This window comes from Limimaricola litoreus (assembly GCF_024159025.1).
Lineage (GTDB): Bacteria > Pseudomonadota > Alphaproteobacteria > Rhodobacterales > Rhodobacteraceae > Limimaricola > Limimaricola litoreus.
In genome coordinates this window covers 1-6,701 of sequence record NZ_JAMYXC010000246.1, presented here as the reverse complement: position 1 = coordinate 6,701, position 6,701 = coordinate 1, and the positions used below count along the sequence as shown (strand labels likewise).

Genomic DNA, 6,701 nt, shown 5'->3' with positions numbered 1-6,701 from the left:
CTCGCCGACAGGCTCCTGCTGCCAGTGGAGGAGGCGCCGCTTCGGGCGAGGCTGAACGCGCATCTCGAGGCGCTGCGCGACGAACTGGCCACGGCCGGGCCGGGGGGCGATGCGGCCTGCGATTGTCTGCTCGGCCTCGTGCTACTGTCGCTGTGGCGGATCGCCTTGGCACGCCGCGCGACGGGCGGTGGCGAGGGGCGGGGCCTGTCGGACCGCTTCGTGCTGCTGGCGCTCCAGCAGGTCCGCGCGCATTGGCCGGTCGCGGAGTATTGCGCGGCCCTCGGCACCGACCGCGACCAGCTGGGCCGGGCTGTGCGCCGCGCCACCGGCCAATCGCCGCGCGCTTATCTGCATGGCGAACTGCACCGTCAGGCGTGCGACCTGCTGCTCGGGACCGGGCTGCAAGTCGCGCAGATCGGCTACAGGCTCGGCTTTTCCGATCCGGCCTATTTCAACCGCTTCTTCACCCGCATGGAGGGCGTCCCACCCAGCCGATTCCGCCGCGGCGCGACGCGGAGCAAGGCCGTGGGATCCGGCAGCTTTGCGGCTTGGCCCTGACCATCCTGCCGAACCTCCGAAGTCCCTTTGCTTTCCGAAAACAGAAAGAAATGCCCTGATAATATCATTTCACTTTCCCCTGGAGTCGCACAACGCTCCCGAAGCGGGAACGCAGGGTCAACCGCTCAATGGCTGGCCTGCTCGAATACAGGGAGGAAAACGATGACACGATTGGCAGCACTCAGCGCGCTTATCACGCTCGGGCTCGGGCTCGGCATGACCGCAGCGCAGGCCGAAACCCGGCTCATCATGCTCGGCACCGGCACGCCTGTGCCCGACGCCGCCCGCGCGGGCTCGGGGCTGGCCGTGATCCATGACGGCGAAGCCTATCTGTTCGATGCCGGCGGTGGCATGGTGCAGCGTGCCATCGAGGCATGGCAGACCATGGGTGTCGAGGAACTCTATCCGACCAATCTCGGCCATGTCTTCCTGACCCATCTGCACAGCGACCATACGCTCGACTATGGCGAACTGGCCGCGACCTACTGGTGGCGGCGGGAGGACAGGCTGAAGGCCTATGGTCCGACGGGGCTGCAGGCGATGACCAAAAGTCACTACGCGATGCAGGAGACTGACATCGCGCTGCGGACGGGGGGCAACCAGCCGGTAAAGGATCCCTCGCTCTACCAGGTGGATGTGACCGAGATCGCGGATCCGGGCGTGGTATACGACGAGAACGGTGTGACCATCGAGGCGTTCTCGGTCTCGCATGGCGACATACACCCTGCCTTCGGCTACAAGGTCACGACCCCCGACAAGACGATCGTCATTTCGGGCGACACCGCCTACAGCGACACCGTGCTCGAGATGGCGCGGGGCGCCGACATCCTCGTGCATGAGGTCATCAGCGAAGAGGGCTGGAGCGCATTGCCGCCCGAGTGGCAGGCCTACCACCATTCGTCCCATACGCTGACCAGCGAACTGGCCCGTCTCGCGAACGAGGCCCGGCCCGACCTGCTGGTCCTGACCCATATCCTGCATTACGGCGCGCCCGTCGAGACGGCGCTGAGCGAGGTGCAGGCGCTTTACGACGGCGAGGTGGTGCTGGCCGAGGATCTCGACGAATTCTGACCGGGTTTTTCGCCGGGCAGTAGGCGCGCGGCGCCGGGCTCAGCCGATCACCCGTGCGAGCCCGGCCTGCACGCGGCGCAGTTCGGGCAGATAGGTTTCGGCGAGCGAGTCCGCGCGCTCCTGCGTCGCGGCCATGCCGAGATTGAGCGCGGCCACGATCCGGCCATGGCCGTCGATCAGCGGCACCGCGATCGAGCGCAGGCCGATCTCGACCTCCTGATCGATGATCGCGAAGCCCTCGGTGCGGGCCGCCGCCACGCGCGTCATGATCTCGTCGGGATCGGTCACGCTCAGGGCGGTGTGGGGCACGAGATCGCTGCGCTCGACGATGGCGCGCGCCTCCGCTTCGGACAGCGCGGCCAGAAGCACGCGACCGAGCGAGGTGCAATGCGCCGGCAGCCGCGAGCCGGGCATCAGCCCGATCGACATCACCCGTTTTTGTGCGGCGCGCGCGAGATAGACGATCTCGGTGTCGTCGCGGATCGCGACCGAGGCCGACTGGCCGACGCGCTCGGAAAGCTGGTCGAGCCAGGGCTGCACGATCTGCGCCAGCGGCAGGGTGGCGAGCGCTGCCATGCCGAGCCGCAGCACCCGCGGCGTCAGGGTAAAATACTTCCCGTCATGCAAAGCGTAGCCCTCCGCCACCAGCGTCAGCAGACAGCGCCGCGCCGTGGCCCGATCGAGCCCGGTCCGCACGGCCGTCCCGGCCACGGAAAGTCGCGGATGTTGCGCGTCGAAGGCTTCGATCACGCGCAGGCCCTTGGTGAAGGCCGCGATGACATCGGATGATTTGTTCGCCATGCGCACGAAACTAGGCGCAAGACGAACAAAGATCGAGATGCGAACCCCATGGCTTGCTCCTTTGTCGGCCAAAACCGTAGGACAGCCCTCATGCAGCCGCGCCTTGGTGCGGTCCAGCGGAGGAGCAGAAGAATGGACAAGACGGTCGCCAGTCCCGCCGATGCGGTGGCGGACATCCCCGACGGCGCGAGCGTGATGATCGGCGGTTTCGGCGGCTCGGGCGCGCCGATCGAGCTGATCCACGCGCTGATCGATGCCGGGCCGAAGAATCTCACCGTGATCAACAACAACGCTGGCAACGGCCAGGTCGGCCTTGCCGCGATGATCGAGGCGGGGATGGTCGCGAAGCTGATCTGCTCATTCCCGAAGTCGAAGGACCCGCGCGCCTTCACGGAGCGGTATCTCGCAGGGGGGATCGAGCTGGAGCTGGTGCCGCAGGGCACGCTTGCCGAGCGCATCCGCGCCGGCGGCGCGGGCATCCCGGCCTTTTACACGCCGACCTCCTTCGGCACCGATCTGGCGCAAGACAAGCCCACCGCCGAGTTCGACGGGCGCGGCTACGTGCAGGAGCGCTGGCTCAAGGCTGACTATTCGCTGGTCAAGGCCGAGACGGCGGACCGGCACGGCAACCTGACCTACCGCGCGGCGGGTCGCAATTTCGGCCCGCTGATGTGCGCGGCCGCCGCGGTCTCGATCGTGCAGGCGACGCGTATCGTGGCCCCGGGCGAGATCGATCCCGAGCAGGTCGTGACGCCGGGCATCTTTGTGAAGCGGCTGGTGCGGGTCGAAGCCCCGCAGCAGGAAGAGGAGCTCAACCGGGCGGAGGCCGTCTACCCATGACCGACATCGCAAGCACCAAGCTCTCCAACGCCCAGATCGCCTGGCGCGCGGCGCAGGACATCGAGGACGGCGCTTACGTCAATCTCGGCATCGGCTTTCCCGAGATGGTGGCGCGCTACCAGGTCGAGGGGCGGCAGGCGATCTACCACACCGAGAACGGCATCCTCGACTTCGGCCCCGCCCCGACGGAGGGCGAAGAGGACTGGGACCTGATCAATGCCGGCAAGAAGGCGGTAACGCTCAACCCCGGTGCCGCCTTCTTCCACCACGCCGACAGCTTCGCCATGGTGCGCGGCGGCCATCTCGACGTGGCGATCCTCGGCGCCTTCGAGGTGGCCGAGACCGGCGACCTTGCCAATTGGAGCACCGGCCGTGGCGGCGTCCCGGCGGTGGGCGGCGCGATGGACCTCGTGCATGGCGCCAAGCGTGTCGCGGTGATCACCGACCACGTCACCAAGACCGGCGCGCCCAAGCTAGTGGAGCGCTGTTCGCTGCCGCTCACCGGAGTCGCCTGCGTGACGCGGGTCTATACCTCGCTGGCGGTGGTCGATATCGAGGGCGGCCGCTTCGTGCTGCGCGAGAAGCTGGCCGCGATCTCGCTGGGCGATCTGCAGGCCGTGACCGGCGCGACGCTGCACACCGATGGCCCTGTGGCCGATCTCATCGTACCGGAGCTGTGACATGACCGACGTCTATATCTGCGACTACATCCGCACGCCCATCGGCCGCTATGGCGGCGCGCTCGCTGGCGTGCGCGCCGACGATCTGGGTGCCATCCCGCTCAAGGCGCTGATGGCGCGCAACGACGGCGTCGACTGGGAGGCCGTCGACGAGGTGATCTATGGCTGCGCCAACCAGGCGGGCGAGGACAACCGCAACGTGGCAAGGATGTCGGCGCTGCTCGCCGGTCTTCCGGTCGCAGTGCCGGGCACGACCATGAACCGGCTCTGCGGCTCGGGCATGGATGCGGTGATCACCGCCGCACGGGCGATCAAGGCGGGCGAGGCGGAGCTGATCGTCGCGGGGGGCGTCGAGAGCATGTCCCGCGCGCCCTTCGTAATGGGCAAGGCCGAGACCGCGTTTTCGCGCGCGGCCGAGATCTTCGACACCACCATCGGCTGGCGCTTCGTCAACGCGCTGATGAAGGCGCAATACGGCGTCGACTCGATGCCCGAGACGGCAGAGAACGTGGCCGAGGAGTTCGCCATCAGCCGCGAGGACCAGGACGCCTTCGCGCTGCGTTCGCAACAAAAGGCCGCCGAGGCCATCGCTTCGGGGCGTCTCGCGCGCGAGATCACGCCGGTGGAGATTCCGCAGCGCAAGGGGGAGCCGAGGGTCGTCGACACCGACGAGCATCCCCGCGCCACCTCGCTCGAAGCGCTGGCCAAGCTGCGCGCGCCGTTCCGCGCGGGCGGCTCGGTGACGGCGGGCAATGCCTCGGGCGTCAACGATGGCGCGGCGGCGTTGATCGTCGCGAGCGCGGCGGCGGCAAAGAGGCACGGGCTGACGCCGATCGCGCGTATCCTCGGCGGGGCGACGGCGGGCGTCGCGCCGCGCATCATGGGCTTTGGCCCGGCGCCCGCCTCTAAAAAGCTGATGGCGCGGCTTGGGCTGACGCCGGATGATTTCGCGGTGATCGAGCTGAACGAGGCTTTCGCCAGCCAGGGCCTCGCCACGCTGCGCGACCTCGGCATCGCCGACGACGACGCGCGGGTGAACCGCAATGGCGGCGCCATTGCGCTCGGCCACCCGCTGGGCATGTCGGGCGCACGGATCACCGGCACGGCGGCGCTGGAGCTCAAACCGGGTGAGAAGTCGCTCTCGACCATGTGCATCGGCGTGGGTCAGGGCATCGCCGTGGCGCTCGAAGCGGTCTGACAAGCGGGGCGGGGCAGCGCGGCTGGCCCGCCCGAAGCTCATCAAGACGACAGCGGTGACAGGCCGGGACTTGCGAGCACGATGCCGGCCGGTTTCTGCGCGCGGATCGAGAAGCGACCCCGGTGAAGGCCTTTCCCATACGGAAGGGTCCGCTCGTGACCAACCGTACGAGATCCGCGTCATCCAATGCGTCGACGCAATCAGCACTCAATCTTGCAGCCTCTTTTCGAACTCTAGGTTTGTATGGCAAGTACCCACCGACCGCTCTTCATGTAACCATCTGTTTCCACACAGAAGTTTCACTCCGAACGTGACTCCGCCCCAAAAAATGGCGCCTTTGTCTTATAGTCTATATTATGTCGTATATTATGTGTGGTCGACTATCCCAGGCCATTCCTGCCCAACCCGGTCAGGCCGATCGGCCCAACCAACGAGAAGCTTCCGGCAGTTCGATGATTGCCCCATGCGCGGAGATCACCCGTGCGGCCATGGCGATGCCGGCTTTGGTCGCATCCTCGGCGGAGGCCCCCTGAAGTCTGGCCGCCAGATAGGCCCCGTTGAAGCTGTCGCCCGCGCCGGTGGCATCGGTCGGTGCGGCGCTCGCCTCGACAGGAAAGGTCTGCGGAATGTCGTGGTGCGACAAGGTGACCGGGGCGCCGCCGTCCTTGACGGCCACTTCGCCCGCCCCGGCGTCACGGTAGCGCCTGGCGCAGGCGGCGGGGTCGGCGTCGCCGAACCAGCGGGCTTCGTCGTCGAAGCTCGGCAGCACGATGTCGCTCAGCCCCGCCGTCACCATGATCGCGGCCCGCATCTCCTGCGGGTCGGGCCAGAGCATGGGGCGGATGTTGGGGTCGAACGCGATCGTCGCGCCCTCGGCCCGCGCCGCACGCAGGCTGCGCATCAACCGGTCGCGGGCCTCTCGGGACAGGATGCCGAGGGTGATCCCCGACAGGTAGATCATCCGCGCCCCGGCCATCGCGGCCAGGAGGGTCGCCTCGTCGTCGGCAAGGCAGCGCGCCGCCGATGTCTCGCGCCAATAGGTGAAGGCGCGGTCGCCGTCCTTCTGCTCGATCATGTAAAGGCCCGGGCGTCTGTCGGAGAGACGCCGGATCGCGCCCGTGGCGATCCCGCCCGCCTCCAGGAACGAGACGATCCGGTCGGAGAAGCCGTCGGTTCCGAGCGCGGTGAAATACCCGACCGGTCCCTTGGCCGGATCGAGCCCGGCGCGGGCGTACCACAGCGTGTTGAGCGTGTCCCCGGCAAAGCCCATGCGCCAGGAGTTCTCCTGCCCGCCGGACATCTCGATCATGCATTCGCCGATGGCCAGAAGCTGCATCACGCGGCCTCCCCGGCGATCGCGGCGGCCATGCCGTCGGCCAGCATGACACGCAGGATCTCGGCGGTCCGAGCCTCGAACGCACCATCGAAAAGCGCGGGCGGGGTCAGCCCCGGCAACCGCAGAAGGCCGCCGACCAAGGCTTCGGCCTCCCCCCCGGCCCGTTCGACCGCGGTCGCGATCTCGGCCGCGCGCGGGTCGCGCAGCGCATAGGTCC

At 67.9% G+C, this 6,701-nt stretch carries 7 protein-coding genes and 1 pseudogene; 5 read left to right on the top strand and 3 right to left on the bottom strand.

Going from position 1 to position 6,701, the window contains the following annotated elements; translation table 11 throughout:
- Both NHG85_RS15730 and NHG85_RS15725 read left to right on the top strand, forming a co-directional pair.
- Positions 1 to 558, top strand: a 558-nt coding sequence (locus NHG85_RS15730; protein ID WP_253334031.1) for a helix-turn-helix domain-containing protein, incomplete at its 5' end; no start/stop codon positions are given.
- A gap of 162 nt (positions 559 to 720) precedes the next feature.
- Positions 721 to 1,629, top strand: coding sequence for an MBL fold metallo-hydrolase (locus NHG85_RS15725; protein WP_253334029.1), 909 nt, complete (start codon positions 721 to 723; stop codon positions 1,627 to 1,629).
- Between the two features lie 39 nt (positions 1,630 to 1,668).
- On the opposite strand, the gene NHG85_RS15720 is transcribed toward NHG85_RS15725, so the two are convergent.
- Complete coding sequence (locus tag NHG85_RS15720) at positions 1,669 to 2,430, bottom strand: IclR family transcriptional regulator domain-containing protein (RefSeq protein WP_253334027.1); 762 nt, start codon at positions 2,428 to 2,430, stop codon at positions 1,669 to 1,671.
- Positions 2,431 to 2,562: 132 nt separating this feature from the next.
- On the opposite strand from NHG85_RS15720, the gene NHG85_RS15715 reads away from it, so the two are divergent.
- Genes NHG85_RS15715 through pcaF form a run of 3 tightly spaced genes read left to right on the top strand, consistent with a single transcriptional unit; the run spans position 2,563 to position 5,148 of the window.
- Positions 2,563 to 3,270, top strand: a complete 708-nt coding sequence (locus NHG85_RS15715; RefSeq protein WP_253334025.1) for a 3-oxoacid CoA-transferase subunit A — start codon at positions 2,563 to 2,565, stop codon at positions 3,268 to 3,270.
- A complete protein-coding gene (locus NHG85_RS15710) occupies positions 3,267 to 3,950 on the top strand; it encodes a 3-oxoacid CoA-transferase subunit B (protein WP_256500454.1) in 684 nt (227 codons plus the stop codon). The genes NHG85_RS15715 and NHG85_RS15710 overlap by 4 nt, the downstream gene beginning before the upstream one ends.
- Before the next feature lies 1 nt (position 3,951).
- Entirely contained in the window at positions 3,952 to 5,148 is a 1,197-nt protein-coding gene (gene pcaF, locus NHG85_RS15705) for a 3-oxoadipyl-CoA thiolase (protein WP_253334023.1), read from the top strand.
- 409 nt (positions 5,149 to 5,557) lie between these two features.
- Here pcaF and NHG85_RS15700 read toward each other — a convergent pair whose 3' ends face one another.
- A complete protein-coding gene (locus tag NHG85_RS15700) occupies positions 5,558 to 6,484 on the bottom strand; it encodes a sugar kinase (protein ID WP_253334021.1) in 927 nt (308 codons plus the stop codon).
- A pseudogene (locus tag NHG85_RS15695) lies at positions 6,484 to 6,701 on the bottom strand (mannitol dehydrogenase family protein); the annotation flags it as partial. The pseudogene NHG85_RS15695 and the gene NHG85_RS15700, both read right to left, overlap by 1 nt.